Origin of the sequence: Streptomyces sp. NBC_01294, from assembly GCF_035917235.1 — a bacterium.
In the GTDB taxonomy this organism is placed as follows: Bacteria; Actinomycetota; Actinomycetes; order Streptomycetales; family Streptomycetaceae; genus Streptomyces; species Streptomyces caledonius.
The window spans coordinates 4,210,669-4,237,632 of sequence record NZ_CP108423.1 but is presented as its reverse complement, the minus strand read 5'-3'; the positions used below and the strand labels follow the sequence as shown (position 1 = coordinate 4,237,632).

The 26,964-nt window shown below is 71.3% G+C and carries 22 protein-coding genes, 2 tRNA genes, 1 other RNA gene and 2 pseudogenes; 13 read left to right on the top strand and 14 right to left on the bottom strand.

Annotated features, from left to right (window positions below; translation table 11 throughout):
• The first annotated feature begins 57 nt into the window (after positions 1-57).
• The 5 genes from OG534_RS19200 to OG534_RS19180 all read left to right on the top strand — a co-directional run bounded on the left by OG534_RS19200 (position 58) and on the right by OG534_RS19180 (position 3,729).
• Positions 58-1,002 (top strand): ABC transporter ATP-binding protein, encoded by a 945-nt coding sequence (locus OG534_RS19200; protein WP_326589290.1) that lies wholly within the window; start codon positions 58-60, stop codon positions 1,000-1,002.
• A complete protein-coding gene (locus tag OG534_RS19195; RefSeq protein ID WP_326589289.1) occupies positions 999-1,763 on the top strand; it encodes an ABC transporter permease in 765 nt (254 codons plus the stop codon). The genes OG534_RS19200 and OG534_RS19195 overlap by 4 nt, the downstream gene beginning before the upstream one ends.
• A gap of 22 nt (positions 1,764-1,785) precedes the next feature.
• Complete coding sequence (locus OG534_RS19190) at positions 1,786-3,024, top strand: sensor histidine kinase (RefSeq protein WP_326589288.1); 1,239 nt, start codon at positions 1,786-1,788, stop codon at positions 3,022-3,024.
• Positions 3,021-3,632, top strand: coding sequence for a response regulator transcription factor (locus OG534_RS19185; RefSeq protein ID WP_326589287.1), 612 nt, complete (start codon positions 3,021-3,023; stop codon positions 3,630-3,632). Before OG534_RS19190 ends, OG534_RS19185 begins: the two co-directional genes overlap by 4 nt.
• A 24-nt stretch (positions 3,633-3,656) precedes the next feature.
• Positions 3,657-3,729: transfer RNA gene (locus OG534_RS19180), tRNA-Gly, on the top strand.
• A gap of 48 nt (positions 3,730-3,777) precedes the next feature.
• On the opposite strand, the gene OG534_RS19175 is transcribed toward OG534_RS19180, so the two are convergent.
• The 6 genes from OG534_RS19175 to ffs form a co-directional block, all read right to left on the bottom strand.
• Entirely contained in the window at positions 3,778-4,683 is a 906-nt protein-coding gene (locus OG534_RS19175; RefSeq protein WP_326589286.1) for a phosphoribosylaminoimidazolesuccinocarboxamide synthase, read from the bottom strand.
• Between the two features lie 154 nt (positions 4,684-4,837).
• Positions 4,838-6,325, bottom strand: a complete 1,488-nt coding sequence (locus tag OG534_RS19170) for a N,N-dimethylformamidase beta subunit family domain-containing protein (protein WP_326589285.1) — start codon at positions 6,323-6,325, stop codon at positions 4,838-4,840.
• 323 nt (positions 6,326-6,648) lie between these two features.
• Positions 6,649-8,382, bottom strand: a complete 1,734-nt coding sequence (locus tag OG534_RS19165; RefSeq protein ID WP_326593700.1) for a hypothetical protein — start codon at positions 8,380-8,382, stop codon at positions 6,649-6,651.
• A 350-nt stretch (positions 8,383-8,732) separates the two neighbouring features.
• Complete coding sequence (gene purD, locus OG534_RS19160) at positions 8,733-9,986, bottom strand: phosphoribosylamine--glycine ligase (protein ID WP_326589283.1); 1,254 nt, start codon at positions 9,984-9,986, stop codon at positions 8,733-8,735.
• 61 nt (positions 9,987-10,047) lie between these two features.
• Positions 10,048-12,231 carry a DNA polymerase III subunit gamma and tau gene (locus OG534_RS19155; RefSeq protein WP_326589282.1) on the bottom strand — a complete coding sequence of 728 codons (2,184 nt, stop codon included), beginning with the start codon at positions 12,229-12,231 and terminating at the stop codon, positions 10,048-10,050.
• 74 nt (positions 12,232-12,305) lie between these two features.
• Positions 12,306-12,404, bottom strand: an RNA gene (ffs, locus tag OG534_RS19150) — signal recognition particle sRNA small type.
• Positions 12,405-12,522: 118 nt separating this feature from the next.
• Here ffs and OG534_RS19145 point away from each other — a divergent pair.
• A tRNA-Ser gene (locus OG534_RS19145) sits at positions 12,523-12,610 on the top strand.
• Between the two features lie 68 nt (positions 12,611-12,678).
• Here OG534_RS19145 and OG534_RS19140 read toward each other — a convergent pair.
• From OG534_RS19140 to OG534_RS19125, 4 genes and pseudogenes are all read right to left on the bottom strand, one after another.
• Positions 12,679-13,925 (bottom strand): annotated as a pseudogene (locus OG534_RS19140) (tyrosine-type recombinase/integrase).
• Positions 13,926-13,935: 10 nt separating this feature from the next.
• The gene (locus OG534_RS19135; RefSeq protein WP_326589281.1) at positions 13,936-14,130 is read right to left on the bottom strand and encodes an excisionase family DNA-binding protein; all 195 of its coding nucleotides are present in this window, start codon (positions 14,128-14,130) and stop codon (positions 13,936-13,938) included.
• Positions 14,127-15,511: pseudogene (gene repSA / locus OG534_RS19130) on the bottom strand (replication initiator protein RepSA). Before repSA ends, OG534_RS19135 begins: the two are co-directional and overlap by 4 nt.
• Before the next feature lie 26 nt (positions 15,512-15,537).
• Positions 15,538-15,852, bottom strand: a complete 315-nt coding sequence (locus OG534_RS19125) for a hypothetical protein (protein ID WP_326589280.1) — start codon at positions 15,850-15,852, stop codon at positions 15,538-15,540.
• A 346-nt stretch (positions 15,853-16,198) separates the two neighbouring features.
• Here OG534_RS19125 and OG534_RS19120 point away from each other — a divergent pair, with 346 nt between their 5' ends.
• Positions 16,199-16,555: a GntR family transcriptional regulator gene (locus tag OG534_RS19120; protein ID WP_326589278.1), complete on the top strand. Its 357-nt coding sequence runs from the start codon at positions 16,199-16,201 to the stop codon at positions 16,553-16,555.
• 129 nt (positions 16,556-16,684) lie between these two features.
• Here the strand turns inward: OG534_RS19120 and OG534_RS19115 are convergent, their stop codons facing one another.
• A complete protein-coding gene (locus OG534_RS19115) occupies positions 16,685-17,872 on the bottom strand; it encodes a helix-turn-helix domain-containing protein (protein ID WP_326593698.1) in 1,188 nt (395 codons plus the stop codon).
• A gap of 1,440 nt (positions 17,873-19,312) precedes the next feature.
• On the opposite strand from OG534_RS19115, the gene OG534_RS19110 reads away from it, so the two are divergent.
• Positions 19,313-19,717, top strand: a complete 405-nt coding sequence (locus tag OG534_RS19110) for a hypothetical protein (protein ID WP_326589277.1) — start codon at positions 19,313-19,315, stop codon at positions 19,715-19,717.
• On the top strand, positions 19,714-22,152 hold the full coding sequence (locus OG534_RS19105) for a tetratricopeptide repeat protein (protein WP_326589274.1): 2,439 nt from the start codon (positions 19,714-19,716) through the stop codon (positions 22,150-22,152). The genes OG534_RS19110 and OG534_RS19105 overlap by 4 nt, the downstream gene beginning before the upstream one ends.
• A 32-nt stretch (positions 22,153-22,184) precedes the next feature.
• On the opposite strand, the gene OG534_RS19100 is transcribed toward OG534_RS19105, so the two are convergent.
• Both OG534_RS19100 and OG534_RS19095 read right to left on the bottom strand, forming a co-directional pair.
• On the bottom strand, positions 22,185-22,466 hold the full coding sequence (locus tag OG534_RS19100) for a hypothetical protein (protein ID WP_326589272.1): 282 nt from the start codon (positions 22,464-22,466) through the stop codon (positions 22,185-22,187).
• A gap of 67 nt (positions 22,467-22,533) precedes the next feature.
• Entirely contained in the window at positions 22,534-23,106 is a 573-nt protein-coding gene (locus OG534_RS19095; RefSeq protein WP_326593697.1) for a PIN domain-containing protein, read from the bottom strand.
• Between the two features lie 249 nt (positions 23,107-23,355).
• Here OG534_RS19095 and OG534_RS19090 point away from each other — a divergent pair, with 249 nt between their 5' ends.
• The 4 genes from OG534_RS19090 (at position 23,356) to OG534_RS19075 (ending at position 25,547) form a co-directional block, all read left to right on the top strand.
• Positions 23,356-23,571, top strand: a complete 216-nt coding sequence (locus OG534_RS19090) for a type II toxin-antitoxin system VapB family antitoxin (RefSeq protein WP_030031568.1) — start codon at positions 23,356-23,358, stop codon at positions 23,569-23,571.
• A complete protein-coding gene (locus OG534_RS19085) occupies positions 23,568-23,990 on the top strand; it encodes a PIN domain nuclease (RefSeq protein WP_326589270.1) in 423 nt (140 codons plus the stop codon). Before OG534_RS19090 ends, OG534_RS19085 begins: the two co-directional genes overlap by 4 nt.
• Before the next feature lie 114 nt (positions 23,991-24,104).
• Positions 24,105-24,881: an ATP-grasp domain-containing protein gene (locus OG534_RS19080; RefSeq protein ID WP_326589268.1), complete on the top strand. Its 777-nt coding sequence runs from the start codon at positions 24,105-24,107 to the stop codon at positions 24,879-24,881.
• 9 nt (positions 24,882-24,890) lie between these two features.
• Positions 24,891-25,547 (top strand): hypothetical protein, encoded by a 657-nt coding sequence (locus OG534_RS19075; RefSeq protein WP_326589266.1) that lies wholly within the window; start codon positions 24,891-24,893, stop codon positions 25,545-25,547.
• A gap of 11 nt (positions 25,548-25,558) precedes the next feature.
• Here the strand turns inward: OG534_RS19075 and OG534_RS19070 are convergent, their stop codons facing one another.
• Positions 25,559-26,956, bottom strand: coding sequence for a serine hydrolase domain-containing protein (locus OG534_RS19070; protein ID WP_326589265.1), 1,398 nt, complete (start codon positions 26,954-26,956; stop codon positions 25,559-25,561).
• Positions 26,957-26,964 lie beyond the last annotated feature (8 nt).

Below are 26,964 nucleotides of genomic sequence, written 5' to 3'. Positions count from 1 at the left end.
CGCGGGCGATGACAGCGCGCACTGCCGACCCCGTCCGGGCGCCGCGAGGCTTGGGTCATGACTGACACCGTGATCGAAGCCCAGGGCCTGCGCCGCGGCTACGCCGGAGGCTTCGAGGCCGTACGAGGCGTCTCCTTCTCTGTGGCGCGGGGCGAGATCTTCGCCCTGCTCGGCACCAACGGCGCGGGCAAGACCTCCACCGTCGAACTGCTGGAGGGACTGGCCGCGCCGAGCGAGGGCCAGGTCCGCGTCTTCGGCCTCGATCCGTACAAGCGGCGGGCCGAGGTCCGCCCGCGCACCGGCGTCATGCTCCAGGAGGGCGGCTTCCCCTCCGACCTGTCGGTCACCGAGACCGTCCGGATGTGGGGCGGGGTCACCACCGGCGCCCGCCCGGCGGCGGAGGTGCTGGAACTGGTCGGCCTGGCCGCGCGGTCCGCCGTACGCGTCAAGCAGCTGTCCGGCGGTGAGCGGCGGCGCCTGGACCTGGCCCTGGCCCTCCTCGGCCGGCCCGAGGTGCTGTTCCTCGACGAACCCACCACCGGCATGGACCCCGAAGGGCGCCGGGACACCTGGGACCTGGTGCGGGAACTGCGGGCGCAGGGCACCACGGTGCTGCTGACCACGCACTACCTGGAGGAGGCCGAGGAGCTCGCGGACCGCCTCGCGATCCTCCACGAGGGGGAGCTCGTCCTGTCCGGCACCCCGGCCGAGGTGACCGCCACCCGGCCGGCGCGGATCCGCTTCACCCTGCCGGAGGGGATGCCCGCGGCCCGGCTCCCGCTGGCGCTGCACGCGGCGGCCCACGGGCGGCGCGTGGAGATCCGTACCGACCGGCTCCAGGCCGACCTGACCGAACTGCTGGTCTGGGCCCGGGAGTCCGGTGTGGAACTGGACGGGCTCGACGCCCGCTCCGCCTCCCTGGAGGAGGCCTTCCTGGAGATCGCGGAGAACCGCCGGAGCGCCGGCGACCGCACCGACGGCACGATGGCGGGGACCCGATGAACACGCTGACCCTGAACCCCGGCCGGCTCACCGCGCTCGGCCGCTCCGAACTCACCCTGCTGGTGCGCAACCGGGCCGCCCTCACCCTGGCCTTCCTGATGCCCGTGCTGATGGTGTTCGTCCTGCGCTCCTCGCTGAGCGGGGTCGAGGGCGCGCAGGCCGTCGGCGAGGCCACGCTGACCGGCGGGATCGGCATGGTGCTGATCCTCGTCGTCTACATGAACCTGGTCTCCGCCTACGTCGCCCGGCGCGAGGAACTCGTCCTCAAGCGGCTGCGTACCGGCGAGGCGAACGACCTGGAGATCCTGGCCGGAACCGCACTGCCCGCCGCCGCCCTGGCGCTCGGCCAGATCGCCGTCCTCGCCGTGGCCGGGGCCGTCGCCCTGGACGTGCGCATGCCGCGCAACCCGCTGCTGCTCGTGGCGGCCGTCCTCGCCGGCATCGTGATGCTGGCCGGGATGTCCGCGGTGACCAGCTCCTTCACCCGCAACGTGGAGACCGCGGGCATCACCACGCTGCCGCTGTTCCTAGTGACCGCGCTCGGCTCGGGACTGTTCATGCCGCTCGACTCGCTGCCGGACCTGGCGGCCTCCGTGTGCGAACTGCTGCCGCTGAGCGGGGTGATGACCCTCGTGCGGGCCGGCTGGAGCGGCGGCGTGGAGGGAGGGGACCTGATGGGGGCCGGGCTGTGCGCGCTGGCCTGGATCGTGATCACCGTGTTTGCTGTCCAGCGGTGGTTCCGCTGGGAACCGCGCCGCTAGAACGGGTCGGGGGACGGGGAACATGTCGAAGCTGACGGGGTGGTGGAAGAACCGCAGCAGTGCGGGGAAGGTCGAGCTCTACACCAGGGGGTCCTTCCACTTCTTCGTGGCCATCGAGATCTTGTCCTTCGGGCTGCTTCCGCTGGTCGCCGCCAAGGGGCAGTTCTCGTCCCTGGTGCCCCTCTCGCTCTTCCTGGTGGTGTGCCTCCACGCGGTGCTGTGCGGGGTGCTCACCTCCAGGGCGCTGCACTGGGTCGTGGGACGGCGCGAGCGGCCGGTCCGGCTGGCGGTGGTCACGGCCGCCGTGACGGCCGTGGCCGCCCTGGGCATCCTCGTCCTGCAGGCGACCGGAAGGCTCCCCGACTCCTCGGTGGCGCCGACGCTGGTGGCGGGGATGATCTGGTTCACGAGCGGCTCGGTGGTGCTGTGCCTGCGGTCGGTGCGCAAGATGCGCTACGTCCCCCCGGCCACGGCGGCCGCGACGGCGCTGGCCGTGCTCGCCCTGGGCATGCCGGCCGGGGAGGCCGCCGGGTACGCCGTCGGGGTGCTGATCGGCGGCCTGTTCTTCAGCTTCACCTGGGGCTTCTCCGGATGGCTGCTGAACACGGTCTACGAGCTGGACCGCTCGCGCGAGGACCAGGCGCGCCTCGCGGTGGCGGAGGAGCGGCTGCGGTTCGGCCGCGACCTGCACGACGTGATGGGCCGCAACCTGGCGGTGATCGCGCTCAAGAGCGAACTGGCGGTCCAGCTGGCCCGGCGCGAACGGCCGGAGGCGGTGGAGCAGATGATCGAGGTGCAGCGGATCGCCCAGGAGTCCCAGCGGGAGGTACGGGACGTGGTGCGGGGCTACCGGGAGGCGGATCTCGCGGTGGAGCTGGAGGGTGCGCGCGGGGTGCTGCGCGCGGCCGGAATGGACTGCCGGGTCGAATTCGAGGCCGGGCGCGAACTGGCCTCCGATGTCCAGTCGGCACTCGGCTGGGTGGTGCGCGAGGCGACGACGAACGTACTGCGGCACGGGGACGCGCACCGCTGCCTGATCCGCCTCACCGCTCCGCGGACCGGTCCCGTGACGCTGGTCGTGGAGAACGACGGGGCGCCCGACACCCCTGCCGGGCCCCCGGGCTCGGGACTGGCCGGGCTGCGGGAACGGCTCGCCGCACTGGACGGGACGCTGCAGGCGGGGCTGGTGGGCGGCGGCCGCTTCCGGCTGCTCGCGGAGATCCCGGACCGGGAACTGGAACGACTGGAGGTGCGGGCGTGAGCCCCGTACGCGTACTGCTCGCCGACGACGAGCACCTGATCCGCGGGGCCCTGGCGGCGCTGCTCGCGCTGGAGGACGACCTGCTCGTGGTCGCGGAGGCGGCCTCGGGACCCGAGGCGCTGGCGATGGCGCGGGCGCACCGGCCGGACGTGGCGGTGCTGGACCTGCAGATGCCGGGGGCGGACGGTGTGAGTGTCGCCACAGCGCTGCGGGCCGAACTCCCCGACTGCAGGACCATGATCGTGACCAGCCACGGGCGCCCCGGCCATCTGAAGCGGGCGCTGGCCGCGGGGGTGCGGGCCTTCGCGCCGAAGACGGTCTCGGCGCAGCGGCTGGCCGAGCTGATCCGGACCGTGCACGCCGGAGGCCGTTACGTGGACCCGGAGTTGGCGGCCGACGCGATCAGCGCGGGGGACTCACCGCTGACCGCGCGGGAGGCCGAGGTGCTCGAACTCGCGGCGGACGGGGCGCCGGTCGCGGAGATCGCGGAGCGGGCCGCGCTGTCGCAGGGGACCGTACGCAACTACCTGTCCTCGGCGGCGACGAAGCTGGGGGCCGAGAACCGGCACACGGCCGTGCGCATCGCACGGGCACGAGGTTGGGTATAGTAGTTCTCGCGTTACGGCGCACCTGCGGACATAGCTCAGTTGGTAGAGCACCACCTTGCCAAGGTGGATGTCGCGCGTTCGAGTCGCGTTGTCCGCTCTGCAGTGAAGAAGCCCCCGGTCCTCGGACCGGGGGCTTCTTCGTGTCTCAGGACCAGGTCAGGCCGGTGAGCCGCTCGTACGCCTCGATGTACTTGGCGCGGGTCTGCGCGACGACCTGCGTCGGGAGGGCCGGCGGCGGGAACTCGCCCTTCGGGTCCCAGCCGGAGGCCGAGGAGGCCAGCCAGTCGCGGACGTACTGCTTGTCGTAGGAGGGCTGCGAGCGGCCCGGCTCCCACTGGTCGGCCGGCCAGAAGCGGGAGGAGTCCGGGGTCAGCACCTCGTCGGCGGCGACCAGGGTGCCGTCCTTCGGGTCGAACCCGAACTCGAACTTGGTGTCGGCCAGGATGATGCCGCGCTCGCGCGCGATGTCCCGGGCGCGGCTGTACACGGCCAGGGTGGTCTGGCGCAGCAGCGCCGCCGTCTCGGCGCCGGTGGTGCGCGCGACCTCCTCGTAGGAGACGTTCTCGTCGTGCTCGCCGACCTCGGCCTTGGCCGCCGGGGTGAAGATCGGGCCGGGCAGCTCGGAGCCGTCCACGAGCCCCTCGGGGAGGCCGAGGCCGCAGACGGTGCGGGTCTGCTGGTACTCGGCGAGGCCGGAGCCGGTGAGGTAGCCGCGGGCCACGCACTCGACCGGGACCATGTCGAGGTTGCGGCAGATCAGCGTGCGGCCGGCCCAGTCGGCGGGGGCGCCGTCGGGCAGGTCGGTGGAGATGACGTGGTTCGGGACGAGGTCCGCGAGCTGGTCGAACCACCACAGGGAGAGCTGGGTCAGGACGCGGCCCTTGTCGGGGATCGCGGTGGGCAGGACCCAGTCGAAGGCGGACATGCGGTCGCTGGCGACCATGACGAGGCGGCCGTCCTCGTCGCGGTAGAGGTCGCGCACCTTGCCGGTGTGGAGGTGGACGAGGCCCGGAACCTGAACCGGCTCGGGCTTTTCGACGAATCCGGACACGGGGTCTCCCTGTGGTTCTGTATGAGCGCAGACCGATTCTCCCGCACCTTCGCCCCCACTTGTGGACAGGGGTGGGTCGGCGGCCGGCCGGTCGCGGGTCCGCCGCCGGTCGGTCGCGGGGTCCGCCGGCGGTCGGTCGCGGGCCGGCGGCCGGTCAGTCGCGCTTGCAGATCCGGTCGAGGAGATTGGCCGTGGCCCGCTGCACCCGCTCGTCGACGTGGCCGGGGCGGTCGAGGGCCGGGGACCAGGCGAAGGTGCCGGAGGCGAAGACCAGGGCGCCGCTGGGAGCCCGGTACAGGGAGGTCTCCTGGTGGCGGCGGTGGCCGTCGCCGTCGAGGTACGGGGAGTGCGCGAGCAGGATCCGGTCTTGGTGCTCGGGGAGCTGGGTGCGCGGGAAGTAGCGGTCGGCCTCGCCCGCGACCAGGCCGGGCAGCTCGTCGTTCTCCCCGGCGCCGGTGGAGTCCCAGAGCCAGTGCGTGGCGTTGCGCACGATCAGGGGGGCCGGCTCGGGGACCCGGCCCGCGTACTGGATGCCGAGCAGTTGCTGCTCCGGGCGGTCGACCTCGCGCCACAGGCTGGGGCGGCCGGGGCCGCGGCGTTTTCGGCAGGTGAGGAGCCGGTCGTCGACCCCGGACGGCGACGGGCCGAGCTCGACCTGCCAGTACATGGTGTTGGCGGAGAGGAAGACGAGCGAGGTGCCGTGCTGGCGGGCGCGCTCGACGGTGCGGCGCATGGGGGCCGACCAGTACTCGTCGTGGCCGGGGAAGACCAGGCCGCGGTAGCGGGTGGGGTCGACTCGGCCGGCGTGCAGGTCGCGGGTGTCGGCGTAGGCGATGTCGTAGCCGTAGCGCTCGGCCCAGCGGATGAAGTCGTAGGCGTGGCCGACGTGCAGGGGCAGGCCCGCGCCCGCGTAGGGGCGGTCGAAGGAGACGGTGACGGCCGCGTCCTGCTCGCCGAGCAGCCGGCCCTCCTCGTCCCAGGCGTGGTAGAGGCTGGCGCCGCTGCGGCCGTCCTCCGGGTAGAGGTTGTAGGCCTGCCAGGTGATGTCCGGGAGCAGCAGCAGGAGGTCGGCGGGGTGGTCGTCGCGGACCGTGAAGGGGATGTGGGAGCGGTAGCCGTCGGCGGTGGTCAGCACGGCGACGTACGCGCCGACGCTCCAGTACGAGGGCACCTGGAGGCGCCAGGACAGCCACCAGTGGTGGCAGGAGACGGTGCGGTCCGCGGCCAGGGGGGCCGGCTGGACGATGCCGGAGAGGCGGGGGCTGGTGGTGATCTTGGAGGCCCCGTCGCCGCCGTAGTGGCCGATCCGGTAGACGTCGACGGAGAACTGCTGGGGCGGGTCGACGGTGATGTGGAAGTCGATGGCCTCGCCGGGGGTGACGGCGCCGGTGGAGGCGAAGCCCTTGATCTGGCGGTGCACGTCGTCCGCGGTGCGGGGGCCGCCGGCGCCGCGGGCGCGGGGGATCTGGCCGGTGCCGGCGGCCGCGGCCGCCGGGTCCACGTACCAGGGCACGACCTGGCCGTCGTCGAAGTAGAGCTCACTGCCCCGGAACCAGGGCAGGGGCCCCTGTCCGAAGGGGTCGGTCACCGCGTGCGCGAGCGCACCTGACTCCCAACGCCGGATCTGGTCCGCACCACCCATGACCGCTCCCTCCCTCGCTCCCCCGAACGGGCATCCATCGCTTCGGTGGGCGCGGCACACGCTGTGCTGTGACGGCATTTCTCGGACACCCGGTTCAGGACATCCAGCCGCGACCGGTCCCAGCACATCACATAACGCACTCAGTCCATCACCGTTCGTCGCGAATTGACGTGACCGGAACATTGGCATCCGCTTGTCCGTGCGAGTCGTAGCCCTCCCGGGGGCGCATCCGCGACCCGTCTGCGCCCCGCCTGCGACCCGCCCGCGGAGCCCTCGGACGCCCTTCCCCGGGCGCCCTCGGGCGCCCCGGCACGTCCGAGGTCTCAGATCAGGCGGACCGGCTTCTCCGGGCGGACGCCGAGGGCCGCGAGCCAGTCCCGCAGGGGATCCGGATTCCCGTCTTCGACCAGGCACAGCACGCGCGGCGCCAGGTCGGAGCGGCGGTCGCCGCCGACCAGCAGGACCGGCCCGTCGAGCCAGTCCATTCCGGGCTCGGCCCCGGCCGAGTCCACGGCGGCACAGCACACCATCGCCGTCACGTGGTCGGCCAGCAGGTCCCGGCCGCTGCGCGGCGGCTGGAGCGGGAACAGCGGCACGGCGTCCGCACCGCGCGCCTTCCCCGACCCGGCGGCCGGACCGGCGGCCCGCTCCTCGCGGGCCAGGTCTCCGCTGAGCCGGCCGGCCAGCGCCTCGCCGGCCGTGCCCTCGCCGGCGGTGTCCGTGAGATAGCCCAGCACCCGCTCGAGCGTGGGCCCGGTGAAGCCGTCCGCGGTGGGTGACGCGGAGTCGGCCTCGATCGTGGTGGATCCCGCGGCTCCGGCGGCTCCGGACGCACCGGGCCGGACCCCGGCCCCGGAGGGCCCGACCGGCGCGGCCGGACCGGCCGGTCCCGAAGGACCCGGGGGCAGGCCCGCGGGGACGGCCAGGGCGTCCAGCGCGGCATGCAGCCGGGCCGCCTCCGTACGCCACTTGCGGTCCACGACCTCCTCCGGATACGCGGCCCAGTCCACCGGGGACCAGTCCGGCCCGGGCTCCGCCGGACCGCCGTGGAAGAGCCGCGCGGCCAGCAGCGACGTCGCCTCGTCGACCGCCCCGGGCTGCTCCAGAAGATCGCAGGCGGGGCGCTCGCCCAGCCGCGAGGTGAACCCCTCGGCCAGCCGGTCCCGCCGGGACAGCTCGGTCAGCGCGGAGACCACGCCGGCGTCGAGGTGCGCCGGCCAGCGGCCCATCCGCCAGGCGGGCAGCGCGACCCGGGTCAGCAGCCGGTCCCAGCCCGCGTAGGCGAGGCCGACCTGCTCCTGGGCGACGATGCGCAGCCCGTAGTCCACACCCTGTGCACGCGCCGAGGCGGCCGCGGCCACCCCGCGCTCCATCTCGGCGGCGTCCGTGCGGCACAGCCGCAGCAGCAGCCGGGCCGGCGGGGCGATCCAGCCGAGGCCGGGCCGGCTGCCCACGTCCACAGCCGCGTCCAGGCCCCGTACGAAGCCGCGCGCGTCGGCTATGTCCGGGTGGGCGGACGGGCCCGTACCGGCGACGACGGGCGCGAGGACCGCCCGTAGCTCCGCGACGCGCATCCACCACAGGAACGGCGAGCCGATCACCAGCACGGGGGCCGCACCCGGCTCGGACTCCGGACCGGCGGATATGCCGGTCCGGCGGTGGGCCGCGTGGGTCCGGTCCTCCAGCCAGCTGTCGCAGTCCGGCGTCAGCGCTATCGCGGAGGGCGGCGGCACGTCCATCCGGTCGGCCAGGTCCCGCACCAGCCGGTAGAGGTCGGGCGCGGCGGCCTCCGACAGCGGCACCGTCGGCGTCACGGCGGGGCTCGACCGCAGCACCACCGCGGCGAAGGCACCGCCGACGAGCAGCACCAGCGCGGCCACCGCGCACACGGCGAGGGTCACCGCCGGCCAGGGGTCACCGGCCAGCCGGCCCGTCATCCGGGCGGCCACCAGCACCACGGCGAGGGCGACGGGCAGCAGCCCGACGGCCAGGGCCCTGCTGCGGACGCGCAGCACGGCCAGAGCGCGGGAACGTGCGGACGGCACGCCCGCTTCCATGATCGAAACGGTTCCGGACACGACCGGACCTCACCCCCTCTGCCCTGCGGCGACGTTGCTCACTCCCCCACTGTGACACCCGCCACTGACATCGCAATGCCGGTGGGCCAAGTGCCGGAATGCTTGCGCCGCACCCTAGTTGGGGCACGCCCGGGCGTCAGGCAGACAGGGTGACGATCACCCGATGGAATGGCTTTGGGTAAAGGTGGGTGCGTTCGAACGCGGCCGGATGCAGTCGCACGCGAACGCGCCCGCGGGCCCGGTGCGCACATCGTGCGCACCGGGCCCGCGGGTCTGCGGACCTGCTGGTCAGCGGTGTTCGACGGCCCTGCCCGGTCGTCAGCGGCCTCTCAGCGGCCTTCCGCGGCCTTGGCCGCGATGTCCGTACGGTGCTGCGAGCCGTCCAGCCGGATGCGCGCCACCGCCTTATACGCCTTCGCGCGTGCCTGCGCCAGGTCGGAACCGGTCGCCGTCACCGACAGCACGCGGCCGCCCGCGCTGACGACCGCGTCGCCCTCGCGGCGGGTCCCGGCGTGCAGCACGTAGGCGTCGGGCGCGTCCTCGGCGGCCACCTCGGCCAGGCCCTCGATCGGGTCCCCGGTGCGGGGGGTCTCGGGGTAGTTGTGGGAGGCGATGACCACCGTGACGGCCGCGTCCTCGCGCCAGACGAGCGCGGGCTCGGCGTCCAGGGTCCCGTTGGCGGCGTTCAGCAGCACGCTCGCGAGCGGGGTGCGCAGCCGGGCCAGGACCACCTGGGTCTCGGGGTCGCCGAAGCGGGCGTTGAACTCGATGACCCGGGTCCCGCGGCTGGTGATCGCGAGGCCGGCGTAGAGCAGCCCCGAGAAGGGGGTGCCCCGGCGGCGCAGCTCGTCGACGGTCGGCTGGAGGACCAGCTCCATGACCTCGTCGACCAGCTTCGGGTCGGCCCAGGGCAGCGGGGAGTACGCGCCCATGCCGCCGGTGTTGGGGCCCTCGTCGCCGTCCAGGGCCCGCTTGAAGTCCTGCGCGGGCTGGAGCGGGACCACGGTGACGCCGTCGGTGATGGCGAAGAGGGACACCTCGGGGCCGTCGAGGTACTCCTCGATGACCACGCGGTCGCAGCCGAGCGCGTGCGCGCGGGCGGCGGCCCGGTCCTCGGTGACCACGACGCCCTTGCCGGCCGCGAGACCGTCGTCCTTGACGACGTACGGGGCGCCGAAGGCGTCGAGGGCGGCGTCCACCTCTTCCGGGGTGGTGCAGACGTAGCTGCGCGCGGTCGGGACCCCGGCCGCGGCCATCACGTCCTTGGCGAAGGCCTTGGAGCCTTCGAGCTGCGCGGCCTCGGCGGACGGGCCGAAGACGGGGATGCCGGCCGCGCGCACGGCGTCGCCGACCCCGGCGACCAGCGGGGCCTCCGGGCCGACGACCACCAGACCGGCCCCGAGTTCGGTGGCGAGAGCGGCGACGGCATCGCCGTCGAGGGCGTCGACCGGGCGGAGCTCGGCCACCTCGGCGATGCCGGCGTTGCCGGGAGCGCAGTACAGCGCGGAGACGTCGGGGTCGAGGGACAGAGAGCGGCACAGGGCATGTTCGCGGGCGCCGCCGCCGATGACGAGGACCTTCACGCTGCTCAGCCTAGCCCGGACGGCGCGGCCGGTTTCGTGCGGCCACCCCAATCAGGAGGCGCTACTCATTCGTGTATTCCTCCACAACGGTGGCTCCGAGCTCGCGCACGATCAGGTCGTGTCCGGTCAGGGCGCTCTCGACGAGGTCGGGATCGTCCTCCTCCGCGAAGTCGTCTTCGGGAGCGACCGGCGGCGGCGCCTGCTGTACGGGGGGCTGCGGGGCGGGAGCAGACTGCTGGGGCGGCTGCTGCTGCGGCTGGTACTGGGGCGCGGGGGCCTGCTGCGCCGGGGGCGGCGGGCTGTAGGCGGGCGCGGGCGCGGACGGGGCGCCGTACGAGGACGTCTGGAGCGGGGCCGGGGAGCCACCGCCGACGACGGCGTCGATCTTCCAGTTGACCTGGAACTGCTCGGCCAGGACCGCCTTGAGGACGTCCTCGCTGCCGCTGCTGGCGAAGTTGTCGCGGGCTCCGGCATTGGGGAAGCCCAGCTGGAGCGTGGTGCCGTCGAAGCCGGTGACCTGGGCGTTCTGGCTGAGCAGGATCCAGGTGAAGCGGCGGCGGTTCTTGACGGCCTCCAGGACGCCGGGCCACATCGCCTGGATCTGCCCGACGCCGGCGGCCATGCCGGGGGAGGGCGCGGGGGCCGCGGCGGCGGCCGGTGCGGGGGCCGCGGCCGGGGCTGCGGCGGCGGGCGCGGGGGCGCCCTGACCTGGAGCGGCCGCGCTCGGCCAGGCACCCGCGGCAGGCGCCGCCGGGGCTGCGGGAGCCGCGGCTCCGGGCCAGGCACCGGGGGCGCCCTGGCCGGGCTGCGCGGCCCCGGGCCACGCCCCGGGCGCGGGGGCGGCGGGAGCGGGAGCGGCCGGAGCGGCGGGGGCGGCCTGAACCGGTGCCGCCGGCTGCGCGGGAGCCCGTACCGGCTCGGGAGCCGCGACGGGCGCGGGCGCCGGCACCGGGGCAGCGGCGGGGGCCTGTACACCTGCGGCGGCGCGCGCGGCGGCGACGCCCCCACCGGGACCGGCCGGCGCCATGGCGTGCGCCTCGGGCCCGGGTACGTACCCCATGGCGGGCGCGGCCGCGAAGGCGGCGGCTCCGCTGCGCTCCAGCCGGTCGAGCCGGGCCTGGAAGGACCGCTCGTCGTCGAAGGCGGCGGGCAGCAGCACCCGGGCGCAGATCAGCTCGAGCTGCAGCCGCGGCGAGGTCGCGCCCCGCATCTCCGTGAGCCCGGTGTTGACCAGATCGGCGGCGCGGGACAGCTCGGCGGCGCCGAACACGGACGCCTGGGCCTGCATCCGCTCCACGACATCGGCGGGGGCGTCGATCAGCCCCTTCTCCCCGGCGTCGGGCACGGCGGCCAGGATGACCAGGTCGCGCAGCCGCTCCAGCAGGTCCGCGACGAACCGGCGCGGGTCGTTCCCGCCCTCGACGACGCGGTCGACGACCTCGAAGGCGGCCGCCCCGTCGCCGGCGGCGAAGGCGTCGATGACGGAATCGAGCAGGGACCCCTCGGTGTATCCGAGCAGCGAGGTCGCCATGGCATACGTCACACCGTCATCACCCGCACCGGCGAGCAGCTGGTCCATGACGGACATCGAGTCACGCACGGACCCGGCGCCGGCGCGCACGACGAGCGGCAGCACGCCGTCCTCGACCGTGGCGCCCTCCCGCCCGCAGACCTCGCCCAGATAGTCCCGCAGGGTCCCGGGCGGCACCAGCCGGAAGGGGTAGTGGTGCGTCCTGGACCGGATGGTCCCGATCACCTTCTCCGGCTCGGTGGTGGCGAAGATGAACTTGAGGTGCTCCGGCGGCTCCTCGACCACCTTCAGCAGGGCGTTGAAGCCCGCCGAGGTGACCATGTGTGCCTCGTCGATGATGTAGATCTTGTAGCGGCTGGACGCCGGCCCGAAGAAGGCCTTCTCGCGCAGGTCACGGGCATCGTCCACACCACCGTGCGAGGCGGCGTCGATCTCGATGACGTCGATGGACCCCGGCCCGTTCCTGGCGAGGTCCTGGCAGGACTGGCACTCCCCGCAGGGGGTCGGAGTGGGACCCTGCTCACAGTTCAGACACCGGGCGAGGATGCGCGCGCTGGTGGTCTTTCCACACCCGCGCGGCCCGCTGAACAGGTACGCGTGATTGACCCGGTTGTTCCGCAGGGCCTGCATCAGCGGTGCAGTGACATGCTCCTGACCGATGACCTCGGCGAACGACTCGGGGCGATAGCGGCGGTACAGCGCAAGGGACGACACGTCTACGAGGTTATCCGGGCCCACCGACAACAGCGGCCCGCCGACGCCCGTAGCGGCACATCCAGGCCCCTGGAACGCAAAGCGCCCCCCACGCACCCGCCAGAGCCCACTTACCCTTGCTGCCTTCCGGCCCTGGGGGAGTTGGGTGAGATAGCGCCACGTGAGGGGCTGGCCCCACCCTAGCGGATGAAGGCCCCCGGAATCGAGCCGGACCCGATCCGGACCCCGACCTGCCCTCCGGCCGACGATCACGTTCGCGAGCACCCCTCAACGTCTTGTATTGTTTGCGGCGGAGGATTCGCCTAGTGGCCTAGGGCGCACGCTTGGAAAGCGTGTTGGGGGCAACCCCTCACGAGTTCGAATCTCGTATCCTCCGCCATTGCTCTCACCGGGCAATACGTTGAAGAGCCCCACCGCTTGCGGTGGGGCTCTTTGCGTTGTCCCGTCTCAGTTGGGGTCGGGAGCCTCCTGGGCGGCCCCCCAGAGCGCGTCACCGATCTGCTTGGCAACGTTCTTGAGCATAGGCCCGGTCACGTGCATGTACCGGGCGCGCATCCGTGCGGACCCGCCCGGCTCCCAACCCATGATCGCGTCGACCACGACGTCGGGGACTCCCAGCAGCAGGAGCACCGTCCGGCGGTGTGGCGCGCGTCATGGAGCCGCCCGTCGCGGACGCCAGCGTCCCCCAGGAGCTTCTTCCAGTGGTGGTAGTCCGTGTTCGGGATGAGCGGCCCGCCGGTCGGCTGCGCGAAGACGTACCCCTTGTCCTCCCAGGCGTCTCCGGCGTGCTTCCGCTCCCGCCCCTGCTCCTCCTGGTGCTTCCGCAGCAGCTTGATGATCGGCTCGGGCAGGCCGATGGTGCGGCGGCCGGCGCGGGACTTGGTGTTCTTGACCTCGCGCCGCGTCTCCTTGCGGGCCGGGCAGTACCCCGGCTTCCGGCCGCAGCTCTCCCGGCACCCGTGCTCGTACTTCGGGCGCAGGCGGTTCTTCCGGACGCGGATGTACCCAGCGTCCAGGTACACGTCCTCCCACATCAGCCCCAGCGCCTCTCCCTGGCGCAGTCCAAGGGCCAAGGCGATGACCCACCGGGCGCTGTTGCGGAGCTTGGACGCCTCCAGAAGGAGACTCTGGATCTGCTCGATCGTGTACGGCTCGATCTCCTCCTCTTCGAGCCGGGGAGCCTTCGCGATCTCAGCCACGTTCTTCGGGACGTGCCCCCGTCGGACCGCCTCGGTGAGGGCAACTCGGATCGTGCGGTGAACGTGGTGCGCCGTCCCGGCCGCGCTGCCGTTCATCTGCATGCGGGCGTAGAACTCTTCCAGGTGCTCCGGCTCCAGCCGATCCAGCTTGTGAGCACCGAGGCCCGGTGCGAGGTGGACCCGTACGTCCACCTCGTACCCGTCGTAGCTGTTCTCACTGACGTACTTCTTGGCGATGTTCTCGACCCAGTGCTCCAGCCAGGTCTTCACCGTCCACTGCTTACCGATCTTCCGCACGGTCCCGGCTTTGCGCTGCTGCTCCAGGGCGCGAACGGCCTCGGTGACCTCGGCACGCGTCTTGCGCTCGACGTGCCGCCGGTCGGGCTTGCCGTCCGGCCGCACTCCGACGGTGACACGGCCGTGCCACTTCCCATCGGTGCCGAGGTAGATCGATGACGCGCCGTTGGGCTGTCGGGTCCGCTTCTTCTCGCTCATGAGCGCCCCCTCAAGCCGCGGTGCGGAGTCTGGCGACGTACGCGGGCAGCGCGTCCGGCGGGATGCGCCGCAGACGCCCCACGGTGACCGATTCGAGTGCCCCAGAGGCCACGAGGGCGAAGCACGTCGTACGGCCGATGCGCAGGCGGCGAGCAGCCTCCTCGACCGTCAGCAGGACGAGTGTGGAGTCATGCGGGTCGTTCACGGGCCCTCCTCAGGGTCAAGCGCGGCGCAGGCCTCCCGGGCGACGTCGCGGTTGGTCTTGATGTCGTTGGCGATGGTGGCGGCGAGCCAGGACTCGCCCGGCGTGTGTCCGTGCCCGGCGTAGGTCCAGTGGGCGAGGACGAGCGTGGAGCGCTCCGCATCGTCGTCAGGGTCGGGCAGGCCGCGTTCCCTGCGTTCCTGGGCGGCCCGGTAGTCCGCGCGGGTCTGGCGGAGAGCCCCGAGGGTGGTGGAGTAGGCACGGGACTTGGTGGAAAAGTGGCCTCGGAAGCCGAGCATGTGCGACCAGTGCGCGAGCAGCCGTTCCGGGTAGGCGTCGTCCAGGTGCCAGCAGGCTTCGATCAGGCGGCGGGTGTGGGCGGGCAGCCGGAGCTTGTCCAGCTCTGCCAGCTCCCCGATCCGTCGGTCGGTAGTCCCTGTGGTCTCGGCGGCCTTGGTCGCGTACTTCGCCACGTACGAGGCAACCGCCTGTTCGGTCAGGTCTTCGTGGCCAAGGCCCCCGATGGGCTGAACGTCGATCTGGGTGCCCCAGCGCAGGATTCGCGCGGAGTGGTCGCCGGAGGCCGGGACGGTGAGGGCGACTCGGCCGGCAGCGGCCCGGATCGCGTCATCCAGCAGAGCGACCGACGCCCAGGAAGGCGGAGGGCTGTCCGGTCCGTCGGGACCATCGAGGCGTACGACGGTGTGAAAGTGGACGGCGCCGCGCTTTTGGAACTCTGCGACCTTGCCGAAAGAGACCCGGCAGGACTCCTTCAGCGCCGTCTGCGTGATCCCGGCACGGGCGGCTATCTCACGGCGCAGGTAGATGGTGAAGCGCTGCCAGAGCTGCCCGGCGTAGTTGTTCCACAGCACCGCCCCCGCGTAGTCGTACCGGCCGGGGTCCAGGGCTGTTCCGAGCAGCGGGTCAGTCTCGGCGTGGATGGTGCCGCAGCGACAGCAGCCCGAGGCGGGCCGGTTGTGGACGGGCCCGAAAGACGGGGCGGTCAGGGTGGCGAACACCCTCGGGTGCTCCCGCACGGTGGCGGGCACATGCTTGGTCTCGTCGCCGGTGATCCCGGCCCGGATCAAGTGGTAGGTGTCCCCGGCGTAGGTCCAGGCGCAGGAGGGCAGCGGGAGGCTCGCCGGTTGCCGCAGGCGACGCGTAACCGGCCGCCGGGCTCATCGGCGGTCGAGTACGAGTAGAGGACATCCCCGGTCCGGCGGTCACGCGTCACGGTAGATCCCGAGAGGTGAATCGGATCGGAGCAGCCCCCGGTACGGCGGACCTGTTCCTGCCAGCGGTCGAAGCCGGGGGTGGAGGCGACCCGCAGGAGATCGGCGAGGGTGAGCGGGTCGGTGCCCAGAGAGGCTGCAGCACCGGCCACGGCCTCAGGGGCGACGGGGAAGACCGTCACGCGGCCACCGCCAGCACGGTGGCGTTCGCCCGCGAAGGGGTGTGCACCCAGCACGGGCGGTAGGCCGGGGAGTCATCCGTGCTGTCCAGGTCCGCGATCCAGCCGGTGAAGCCGCCGTCCAGGGGCCAGCCCGTGAGGAAGCAGGCGCAGTCGGTGCTCTCTCCCTGGTCGGAGTTGGTGCAGTGGCAGGGGATCAGGGAGCCCCGGAAGCCGGTCATGGAGCCGTCCGAGTCCACCACCACGAGCGAGCCCGCGCAGTCGTCGCAGTCCTCCAGGGGTTCGCCCGTTTCCCAGACGAACGGAACGGACACCGGGCAGCGCTCCCCGGACCGGTGCATCAGGACACCGATACCGCCGGACTTCACCCAGTCCGAGCCGCAGGCCGCAGCACAGCTCTGGCAGGAGGACGGGATGACTTTCGCGTCGTCCCTACGGGACAGCGGAGCGGATAACGCAGTAGAGGCCGGAGCGGCGAGGTCTGCGGGCATGATGGAAGCTCCCTTGTTGGGACCGGGAGCGGCGTATCTGCTTGGCGGTAGGGCGCCGCTCCCAGCGGGACATCTCTAACTTCTCTTGTGTTACCTAGATTAATAGGGATGGTGAAGAGCACAAGCCCTTGGGGAAGACTTCTTTAGATCACTTAGATAACCTGGGTTTGTGACCGTGAGCCCAGATGATCCCCGAAGCGCCTACGCGCAGGTGGCCGACGACCTTCGACGGCAGATCGCGAGCGGAGCGCTGACGGCCTGCCAGCGGCTCGACGGGAACGCCAAACTGGCCGAGCGGTACGGCGTTGCAGCCATGACCGTTCGGCACGCGTTGGACATCCTTCGCGATGAGGGCTTGATCGTGAGCCAGCAGGGACGCGGGACCTTTGTCGCCAGCGACCCGCCCGCAGTCGAGACGGAGCAGGCCCCGACCCTCGCCAACGAGTTGGCGGAGATCAAGGCCGCGCTGGAGCTCATCAACTCGCGGCTCGACCGCCTCGAAGGGCACGTGGCCGATCTTCCGTGACCGCAGCGGACAGCCGATCCACCCGTTGCGCCGCCTCGGTCAGCTTCTTCCGAATCTCGTGCAGCTCCACGAGTAATCGCGCTTTCTCTGCCACCCTCACGGCGACGGCCCCCTCTCCGTCCGGCCTGATCAGCTGAGCTTCATGTGTCCGGCCAAGCGCCGGATCTCTTCCGTGCGAGCGTTCCGATTGGCAGACCGCAGGTCATCCACCAAGTTGCGGGCGACTGGGCGGTTGCGTACGTGCTGAGGAGCGACCGAGTCGGCACGGAGGATGGACTCAGCCGCAGCCTCGGCCTTGCCGTTCATCATCTGACCGGCCGCCGTGCAGACCCAGAAGTGAGACTGCCTCTCACCCGATGCGATGTGCATGACGTCGACCACTTCGGACCGGGACAGCACGTCGCGCGGGTGCCCGAGTTCCAGGCTGACTTCCACACTGTGGATCTCCGCGTTCACCGCGTTGAACTGGGTCTGGAAGACGTTGCCGTCCGCGGGGAGGTTGGCGGCTGTCCGGCGCGCCTCGGCGAGGTGGGACTCAGCTTCGGAGCGATCCCAGAGACGCGACCAGGCCACGGCGGCCCGGAGGTGCATGGCGCCCCACAAGGAGCGGATGTTCTCGTCAGCGGTTGAGAGATCCGGTTCGAGATCGTCCAGGGCTCGGAGCGCCATGTCCCGCGCTGCCGCCACTTCCCCTTCGTAGAGCCATACCCCGCAGAGGTCCCAGCGGGCAGCGGCCCTAAGCGCCGGCGACTCCGCGCGCTCAGCCGCGACAAGCTCGCGCTGGACAGCACTCCAACCGAGGTCGTGATGACCAAGCAGGTTCGAGGAGACGCGGGCCATGTGGCTGGCTCGGAGCATCAGGGACTCGGCGCGGGAGAGGTCATCGCCGTCCGCCACGTCACAGGCAACGATGAGGTCGCGAAGGATCTGCGGGAGGACATCACCGAGAGCCGTGAACTTCGCGTCCTGGCGGAGTCGCTCGGCGGCTTCCACGCGCACGGAAATCTCTGCGAGCGACGGGGGCTCGATGCCACCGAGGAGGAGAGCACCGCCGGGCATCGTGGCCTGCTGGAGAGCGAGGCGAAGGCCGGGGATGGCCGCGTGACCCGAGTCGAGTTCCGAGGAGTCGTGGCGGTAGGGCTGCCCCGTCAGCTCGATGACCTCAACGTCGAGGGCTTCGGCGAGTTGCCCGAGGACGCTCATGCGGTCCAGCGGAAGCCGTCCGGTCTCCACCTTCGAGACCCAGCTAACCGATCGCTCTACCGCTGCTGCCAACTGCGCTTGGTCCCAGCCAAGTCGGCGGCGTGCCCGTGCCACCCTTTGCCCTGTGCTCAGTTCGGCCCCCACGATGGGCTCCCTTCGACTCTACGAAGGTACCCGCGCCCCCAGGACGGCACTGTCAGAAAAAGTGCCAGCGATCGCACGAAGTGCCATGACCCACAGGCCTGTTACAGGTTTCTCTACCTCATCAAGCACCCGGCTGCGCTCCGCTCCGCCGGGCGGGCTTCCCGGCTCCGCTCGGGGCGACGCTCCTGCCTTCGGCCCGCTCCGCGCGCGCTGCGCCGACGCCCGCCCCTACATGCGGGGTAGGCCCAAAGGCATGAGTCGAGTCCTCGCGGCCGCGGTTCTGGGGGTCACCGACATGCCTCCGGCGGGGGCGCTCCGACTCCGGGATGGCGGGGGCGCCGTGGGCGGGTGCCGGCCGAGTGGGGCTGATGCGGGGAGCTCCCATCCCGCCTGCCATCGGCCCAGGGCGAGCCGAGCAGACACGGCACCGGGCGTCCAGGTCGTTCGTCCAGTTGGGCGCTCCACCTGGACGCCCGGCACCGCGTCCGCTCCACATACGTGTGGGCCGACGGCAGACGGGATGGGAGCTGGGGTGAGTGGTGGGCGGGCATGAGGCGGCCGTGAAAGCCGGATTCCCCATCGATGGGCTAAGTAGCGCGCCTGCTAGCGTCACGGCCTGACGTGACCAGGACAGCTTGGTACTGAGCAGGAAGGCAGGCATGGCAATGCTGCGTCCTTTATTTGTGCTTTTTGCGCTTATCTTCACACTTGCAGCATGTATGCTTTTCCTAGCCTGTGGAATCCTCGTGGTCAGCCATGGGGGCTTGAGTGTCGAGTTCTTCAAGGCCCTGGCTCTCCTGGTGCTGGACTTTGGTCTCCTCATGGCCTGCAATCGCTACCTGACCGGCCAGTGGCACAGGTGGTCGCGGCCTGCGTCAGCCAGGGCTGGGCATCGCTGAAGCGGTCGATCCCCTGTGTCAAGCGAGCTCTGTTCGCTGACATCAACTGCTGACACCAACAGAGGCGGATCCCGCCGATCATCGATGAACCCCGGCGGCAGGTCAGCCAGGGCTGCAAACGGAATGTGCGAGATCGCGTACCCCGGGTCATCGACCTGATAGGGATGAGGCCAGAGTCCAAAATCTGTGCCTAGCGCGGGTGCTGTCTCTCCAGAGGGATAGCACCCGCCGACATCGTCGGTCCCATTGCTCAGCACTGAGGGACGCAGCGGTGGCATGAACGCCGCCCATGCCTGGTGCCAGGTCAGTGGTTTCACCCAGCCGGTCGGCCAGGCCACGCTGGAGGCCCGGCTCTAATCAGCGGGTGCTGGGCGGCCGCCGATGGCTGGAATACGCGAACTGTTGTGGGCGGTTCAGGTGTTTTGACCTCGCCCAGAGTCTGGCTTTTCTACGCTGGATCCTTTCAGAACCGTATGAGTCGGGGGAACAAGTGAGTACTGAGATCGTACAGTTGGTCGAGCAGGCAGGTCCGTATCTGACGGCCGCGGTCGGTACATACGGGGCAGCTGTCCTTACCCGGGCAGAGGACGCAGCGGCGGACGCCACGGTCACGCTAGGACAGCGGATCCTTGGGGCGATGTGGCGGCGCCGGGACGAAGCGGGCCAGGCGGAGCTGGAACGCGTGGTGGACGAGGCCGCCGACGAACAGGACGAGTCCTACACGGCGGCAGTGCTGGGCAGGCTGCTCCGGCGGGCGTTGCAGGACGATGCCGAGTTGCGTGCGGAACTGTCCGCGATGCTGCCGGCTCCGGCTGCCGGTTCAGTCACCATCACGGCGTCCGGTGAGCGGTCGATCTCCGCTCAGCACATCGGTACCGCGATCACCGGTGACGGTCACACCGCGCCACGGCCGTGAGCACCGACGACGAGCTGTCTCGGCTGCGGATCGAGGCGGCTGGGCAGAGGCCGATCGCCGCTCAGCACATCAGGAATGCCTACACCGGCGACGTGCTGCCCGCCGAGGCACTACACAAGCCGGAGAAGGTATCCGCTGCTCCGGGCACCTCCAACCTGCCGCCAGCCGCCCTCTGCCTGGGGCGGGAGGAGGAACTGGCCCGGCTGCGGCGCATCCTGAGCAGTCGGCACGAGGGTGCGATCACGCAGAGCGGGACGGTGCATGGTCTGGGCGGGATCGGCAAGAGCACGCTCGCTCTGCACTATGCCCACCGCCACCGCGGTGACTACGCTCTGATCTGGTGGATCAACGGCGCGTCCCCCGACGAGATCGAAACCTCCCTCACCACCCTCACCCACACCCTGGCGCCCGGCTGGGCCGCCACGGCCGATCGTGTGGCGCAGGTGGCGTGGGCGATGCAGTGGCTCGCATGGCATCCGGAGTGGCTACTGATCTATGACAATGTGGAGAACCCCGACGACCTCACCCCCTACACCGGCGCACTCCACCAAGGCCATCACCTCGCCACCAGCCGCCGCACCACTGGCTGGCCCGACAGCGCCCCCACCCTGACCCTGGGCAACCTCGGCCCTGACGACGCCACCACCCTGCTGTGCCGACTTGTTTTCAAAGACGCCAGCCCCAACGCACGCCAGCGGGCCGAAGCCCGCGCTCTTGCCTTCGAGTTGGGGTATTTCCCTCTGGGAATCAAACAGGTCGGCGCCTACCTGGCCCAGAACCGCGGCATCAGCTTCGACGCCTACCGCCGCCGCCTTGACTCCAAACTCGCCAAGACCGCCCACGGCAGCGACGCCGAACGCACCCTTGCCCGCATCTGGAACGTCACCCTCCACGCCTTGGAGAAGGCTGATCCGCTGGCTGTGGAATTACTGCACACCGCCGCCTGGCTCGCCCCTGATGACATCTCCCACAGCCTGCTCACCCCGCCCGGCACCGACCCGGACGACATCGCCGAAGCCACCGGAACCCTTGCCGCCTACAGCATGGTCACCGACACCGGCACCACGCTGAGCCTCCACCGCATGGTCCAGACCGTCCTACGCACCCCGCAGCACACCAACGACAGCGGGTCAACCCGGCACCTGCAAGGACGCGACCGCGCTGAACAAGCGATCCTCCACAGCCTGACCCCGCCGCCGGGCCAGAACACCCCCACCGAAGGCCAGTGGGACACCCTTACACCCCACCTCGTCACCCTCGCTGCCACCAAACCACCCGAACATCACAATGCACCACTCACCAGCGCGTACGAGACCGCCGGCCATCGGCTCCACCAGCAAGGCCACACGGCCCGCGCCATCCCGCTGTGCGAGGCGACCCTCGCCCAGCGTGAGCAGGTCCTAGGTGAGACCCACCCCGACACCCTGACCAGCCGCGACAACCTCGCCAGCGCCTACACGTCGGCGGGGGACCTGGGACGGGCCATCCCGCTGTACGAGGCGACCCTCGCCCAGCGTGAGCAGGTCCAAGGTGAGACCCACCCCAACACCCTGACCAGCCGCAACAACCTCGCCTACGCCTACAAATCAGCGGGGGACCTGGGACGGGCCATCCCGCTGTACGAGGCGACCCTCGCCCAGCGTGAGCAGGTCCAAGGCGAGACCCACCCCGACACCCTGACCAGCCGCAACAACCTCGCCAGCGCCTACTACGAGGCGGGGGATCTAGGACGGGCCATCCCGCTGTATGAGGCGACCCTCGCCCAGCGTGAGCAGGTCCAAGGCGAGGACCACCCCAACACCCTGACCAGCCGCAACAACCTCGCCAGCGCCTACGAGTCGGCGGGGGACCTCGGACGGGCCATCCCGCTGTACGAGGCGACCCTCGCCCAGCGTGAGCAGGTCCAAGGCGAGACCCACCCCAACACCCTGACCAGCCGCAACAACCTCGCCTACGCCTACAAATCAGCGGGGGACCTGGGACGGGCCATCCCGCTGTACGAGGCGACCCTCGCCCAGCGTGAGCAGGTCCAAGGCGAGACCCACCCCGACACCCTGACCAGCCGCAACAACCTCGCCAGCGCCTACAAGTCAGCGGGGGATCTAGGACGGGCCATCCCGCTGTGCGAGGCGACCCTCGCCCAGCGTGAGCAGGTCCTAGGTGAGACCCACCCCGACACCCTGACCAGCCGCAACAACCTCGCCTGCGCCTACGAGTCGGCGGGGGATCTAGGACGGGCCATCCCGCTGTACGAGGCGACCCTCGCCCAGCGTGAGCAGGTCCAAGGTGAGACCCACCCCGACACCCTGACCAGCCGCAACAACCTCGCCAGGGCCCGTGAACTCGCCCAGACCGTACAGCAACTAAGTACCGCAACCACAGCAACTGACTCCGGCCGACAACCCCCTTCAGAAACTGCCGAGCGACCTGTATGACCCTCGATGACCGATCTATCTAGAGCTACGGATCAGATGCTGTCGGCTGCGTCTAGTTCGGCCTTCCGCCGGCGGGCGTAGCCCTCCAGGTCCCGCTTGATGGGCATGACCTCCTCGACCGGGATGCGGATCGGCCCGCAGTGCTGGCCGTCGCACGAGCGCGGGAAGCTGCCGTCGATCAGCGAGATACCGCTCAGCACTACCCCTCCGTCATCGTCGATCTCCGTGCAGAGAACCGGGTGGAAAGAGCAGTCCTCGTAGATGTCCCCCACACGGATGCCCGCCGGGTTGCGCTGGTCTATCGCATCGTTCATGCCGCCCAACATGCCATGGCGGCCGCACAGGCGTTGTTGCAGTTCCGCGCCCGTCTCAGTTTCCGTCTCATTCACTCGCGTCCGCTGCGGTTCGCAGCCGTCCGGGAACCGGCCCGGACGCCATCGACGGGCGGCAGCGAACGCAGGTGAACGACCTTGGGTGGAGGCCTGACCACCGCCAACACACTTGGAAAGCGTGTTGGGGGCAACCCCTCACGAGTTCGAATCTCGTATCCTCCGCCAGTGCCTCACCGGGCACTTGAAGGCCCCGACCGGGAAACCGGCCGGGGCCTTCTGCGTTCCTCACCAGCGTCCAGCCGTTCGCCAGGGCGGTGGCGGCGATCAGCGCATCGGGGGGATCGAGGCTGGTTCCGGCACTCTTGAGCCTCCGGTGAAGAGCGAGGTAGGCGAGTGCCTCCCGCTCGCCTGCTGCGGCGATCCGGTCTCGGTACTGCTGACGGATGTCCGTGAGCGCCCGCTCGAAAGCGATACGCCGCACTGGATCAGGCGTTCCTTCAATGCCTGCTCCGATCTCCGCGACCGTGATGACGCTCAGCCAGAGGGCAGGAGACGGAACCGAGCGAGCCCAGGCGATGACGGCCGGGGCAGGTTTCGGCCGCGTCGTGATCTCGGCGACCACATTGGTGTCGGGCAGATGGATCACTCGCCGTCCGCCGCATCGTCGTAGGACCGCTGCCCGAACTCCAGACCCTCGAACGGGGCCGCCGTAAGCCGCTCAAGGAACCCGTCGCTGCCCAAGGTCTCTCCCGCATCCACAGCGTCATGCCGGCATAGCCCCGCAGACGCGGCCCGAGCCCGTCCATCCCATGACACTGGTGAACCATGAGAGGTATACTTGTCTCCACAGTTGATATAAAGGGGGTGCACAATGAGTCGGACGGTGATCGACCTCGATGACGAGCTGCTCGCAGACGTAGCCAAGGCCCTGGGGACCAGCACCAAGAAGGAGACGGTCAACACGGCCCTGCGCGAGGTACTGGAGAACAGGCGGCGCGCGCTGGCTTTGACCCGCCTGCGCGCAGCGGCCGACGAAGGCGCGTTCGATCTGACACTCTTCGAGGACAAGCGGAACTACCGACGGTGAACGCCGCTCTCTACCTGATCGACACCAGCGCCCTCGCCCGCTTCATGCGGGGCGACGCGGAGCAGTACGGCTGGGACCAGGCGGCGGCCGCCGGCCTGATCGCCACGTGCCCCATCACGGAGCTGGAGTTCTTCCACAGCGCCCGATCGGCCGCCGACCGGGCACGTGGCATCGAGGACGTCCGGCTGATCTTCGGCTGGGTCCCGGTCGACGACCGCGCCTACGACCGGGCCTGGCAGGTCCAGGAGGCCCTCACCAAGCAAGGCAAGCACCGCAGCGCCGGTGCGGTGGATCTCGTTGTCGCCGCGACTGCCGAGTTGCAGGGGCTCACCCTCCTGCACTGTGACCACGACTTCGAGTGCATCGCCGCAGTAACCGGCCAACCCCTCCAGTGGTACGGCCCCGAGGGGCGTAAGTAGTCGAGCGGTGGTTGCAGTTCGGGCACTTGAAGGCCCCGACCGGGAAACCGGCCGGGGCCTTCTGCGTTCCCCGGATCGTCCGGTCCCGTCTCGGCCGCGCTCCACAATGGGCCGATGACCGACGAGGTGTTCCTGATACCGGCCCGGCCGACCGCCACCGCCGGGCTGCTCGCCGGGGCCGCCGCGCGGCGGGGGATGGCGGTGCGGGCACTCGGCCCCGGTTTCGCCGCGCTGGCCGGGCGGGCCGTGCACTGGTGCGGCGGTCCGCACGCCGGCGCGCGGGTGGCCGGGGTGCTGGGGCTCGGGCTGCTGGAGCCGCCGGACGACTGGCTCGCGCGGCTTCCGGAGCGGTTCACGGGCCGCCGGATCGAGCTGACCACCCTGGGGCGGGCGCGGGCCCTGACCGGCTCGGGGCGGGCCGCCTTCGTGAAGCCGCCGCGCGAGAAGTCCTTCCCGCCGGCGGTGTACGGGGACGGCGCGCCGCTGCCGCGGTCCCTGCCCGCCGCCACCCCCGTCCTGGTCTCGGAGGTGGTGGACTTCGCCGCCGAGTACCGGCTCTTCCTGATCGACGGGGAGATCGCCGCCGCGAGCCGGTACGCCGTCCACGGGCGCCTGGACCCCGCCCCCCTCGACGCGGATCCGCGCGGGGCGGACGTACGCGGGTTCGCGGCCGGGCTCCTGGCCGAGACGGCCCCGTCCCTGCCCAGCGCCGTCACCGTCGACGTCGGCCTCGTCGGCGGGACCGGCCGGTTCGCGGTGGTCGAGGCCAACATGCCGTGGTTCTCGAACAGTTACGCCGCCCGGCCGGACGCGGTCCTGGACGTGGTGCTGCGCGCCGCCGGGCCCCGCGACCGCGTCCGCGCCGCCGACCTGCCGTTCGTGACCTCGTAGGCTCGCGGCATGGTGCCCTCCACCCCCTCCACCGCGGACGTCTACAACAGCGGGCCGGTACGGCGGCTGCTGGACCTCGCCATCGGGGTCCAGGAATCCCGCGGCGCGCTGAGCCTGGACGACGAGCTCCGGCGTTACATACGGGCGATCCGGACCTCCTGGATCGCCCGTACGCACTGCGAGCCCTACACCGCCGCCGCCCTCCTCGACCTCGTCGCACAGACCCTGGACGTGCCCGGGGCGGCGGAGCGGACCCCCGAGGGCTTCCGGGAGCGGATGGCCCGGGCCGCCGGCGACATGGACTGGGCGCAGTACCTGCGGATGCTGGCCGGCCTCGTCCGGATCCTCGACCGGGAGCCGCCCGCCTTCTACGACGAGCTCCCCCTGGGCGGCTGGGAGTCCCACGTCACCTTCCCCCACCTGGGCGACCTGCCCGACCTCCTGTTCGACGACCAACTGCCCGGCGCGACGTTCGCCGAGGCGTTGACCGCGTACGTGACCCAGGAACACCCCTTCTGCGACGAGCACCTCGCCCCGGTCGCCGCCGAGGCCCAGCACGCCCTGGTGCTCTTCCCCGGGAAGCAGTCCTACGGCGGTTGGACCCGGGCCGGCCTGCTGGAACTGCTGGCGACGATCAACGACCACATGGCGGCCGAGCACGCGTAGGAGCACGGCCGTCACACGGAGGCGGCCCGCACCCGGCCGAACAGCCGCCCGGCGAGGTCGGCGCCGACGATCACCCCTTTCTCGTCGCGGGAGAAGAAGCCGCGCTGCCCCTTCAGGCCACCGGCGGTGACGATGTAGCCGTCGTCGTCGCCGGGCAGCAGGCCCATGGCGGCCGGCTCGTAGTCCGGGGGCAGCTCGGTGTCCGACGCCGCACGGATCTCCGGCTTGATGGCGGCCCCGATCGTCAGCTCCGCGCCGTCGGTGGCGATGGTGAGCGTCATGGCGTCGATGTCGTAGCTCCCGACGACCTCCAGGGCCCGCTCGTGGTCGTAGGGGAGCGGCTCGGGGTCGCGGTCCGCCACGCCGAGGAAGGTCTCCAGCGCCCAGCGGACGACGGCCCGGTTGAAGTGGAGGCCGGCGTCCGGGCCCGCGTTGGACAGCGCGACGACGGCGAAGTCGCGTTCCGGCACGGTCAGCAGCTCGGCGAACTGGCCGTTCCCCGAACCGCCGTGCCCGACGGTGCGCACGCCGTCCACGTCGCGCAGGAACCAGCTGATGCCGAAGGCGTCGCCGAGCGTGCTGCCGCGCAGCTCGGCCGTCGGCTCCTTCATCCGGTGCAGGGCCTCGGCGGACAGCACCCGCTCACCGCTCTCCGCGCGGCCGTCGCCCAGGTGGAAGCGGGCCCAGCAGAGCAGGTCCGCCACCGAGGAGGCGAGGCCGCCGCCGGGGTTGTTGTAACGCCGCAGGGTCCACGGCCGGGCCACGGCCGGTGCGCCGTCCTCGCCGGGGTTGTGGCTCGCGCAGAACCGCCGGGTCATGACGTCCGAGGGCGCGAAGAAGCTGTGCTCCAGGCCCACGGGCTCGAACACCAGCGAGGCCACGGCCTGCTCGTAGGTGAGGCCGGTGACGTTCTCCAGGATCCGCCCGGCCAGGTTGAACGCGCCCTGGCTGTACGAGGCCCGGGTGCCGGGCGGCGCGATCTGCTCCAGCCCGGGCAGCATCGCCACGAAGCGGGCCAGCGCGTCGTCGCCCTCGCCGGTGTCGACGATGAGGTTCCAGGCGAGGCCCGCGGTGTGGTTGAGCAGGTTCAGCACGGTGATTTCCGCCGCGGCCCGCTCGTCGGCGAGACCGAGCTCGGGAACGTACCGGCGCACCGGCGCGTCCAGCTCCACCCGTCCCTCCTCGACCAGGCGCATCAGCGCGGTCGCCGTGTGGGTCTTGGTGACCGAGCCCACCTGGAACAGCGTGTCCCGGTCGACGGGCAGCGGGTTCTCGACGCTCGTCACGCCGTGGCAGGCGTAGACCTCGCGCCCGTCCACCCACACGGCGACGGCGACGCCGGGGACGCCGAACTCCTCGGCCGTCGCTCCGACGAACTCGGACAGGGCGGTCTGCGTACTCGTGGTCACGGTGATCT

Coding starts and splice junctions, on each gene's coding strand:
- OG534_RS19200 (WP_326589290.1), top strand. CDS start 58: ATGACTGACACCGTGATCGAAGCCCAGGGCCTGCGCCGCGGCTACGCC.
- OG534_RS19195 (WP_326589289.1), top strand. CDS start 999: ATGAACACGCTGACCCTGAACCCCGGCCGGCTCACCGCGCTCGGCCGC.
- OG534_RS19090 (WP_030031568.1), top strand. CDS start 23,356: ATGAGTCGGACGGTGATCGACCTCGATGACGAGCTGCTCGCAGACGTA.
- OG534_RS19080 (WP_326589268.1), top strand. CDS start 24,105: ATGACCGACGAGGTGTTCCTGATACCGGCCCGGCCGACCGCCACCGCC.
- OG534_RS19165 (WP_326593700.1), bottom strand. CDS start 8,382: ATGGAAGCGGGCGTGCCGTCCGCACGTTCCCGCGCTCTGGCCGTGCTG.
- OG534_RS19170 (WP_326589285.1), bottom strand. CDS start 6,325: ATGGGTGGTGCGGACCAGATCCGGCGTTGGGAGTCAGGTGCGCTCGCG.
- OG534_RS19100 (WP_326589272.1), bottom strand. CDS start 22,466: ATGAACGATGCGATAGACCAGCGCAACCCGGCGGGCATCCGTGTGGGG.
- OG534_RS19075 (WP_326589266.1), top strand. CDS start 24,891: ATGGTGCCCTCCACCCCCTCCACCGCGGACGTCTACAACAGCGGGCCG.
- OG534_RS19190 (WP_326589288.1), top strand. CDS start 1,786: ATGTCGAAGCTGACGGGGTGGTGGAAGAACCGCAGCAGTGCGGGGAAG.